This window comes from Flectobacillus sp. BAB-3569, from assembly GCF_002270355.1.
Taxonomy (GTDB): Bacteria; Bacteroidota; Bacteroidia; order Cytophagales; family Spirosomataceae; genus Flectobacillus; species Flectobacillus roseus.
In genome coordinates this window covers 1-319 of sequence record NZ_NJFZ01000103.1, presented here as the reverse complement: position 1 = coordinate 319, position 319 = coordinate 1, and the positions used below count along the sequence as shown (strand labels likewise).

At 41.5% G+C, this 319-nt stretch carries 2 pseudogenes; both read left to right on the top strand.

Features of this window, described 5'->3' with window-relative positions:
- Positions 1-78 (top strand): annotated as a pseudogene (locus BWI92_RS29005) (hypothetical protein); the annotation flags it as partial.
- Between the two features lie 96 nt (positions 79-174).
- Positions 175-319 (top strand): annotated as a pseudogene (locus BWI92_RS29000) (hypothetical protein); the annotation flags it as partial.

Sequence of the window (319 nt, the reverse complement as noted above, 5' to 3'; positions counted from 1 at the left end):
TTGAGTAGAAAGTTAGTTAGTGTMATCACTTCAAAGATTGAGGCTCCCAAAAATCCTTATGAATTCGATTTCCAAAGATACATGGCCTTGCAAGAAATCTTCGACCAACAGTATGTCAGAAAAGGTGATTTTGTATATGCTGGCAAAACTGAASATRRAAGYGTKGATAATCATTCACTTACGGCTATGGCTGGCGTAGCCAATACGGGGTCAGACCGCAACTGGACTGGACATCTGATGTCTCAAGCCAACTGGTATGCCTTTGGTCGATTGGCATGGAATCATAGTTTAAGTTCAGAGCAAATAGCTTCGGAATGGA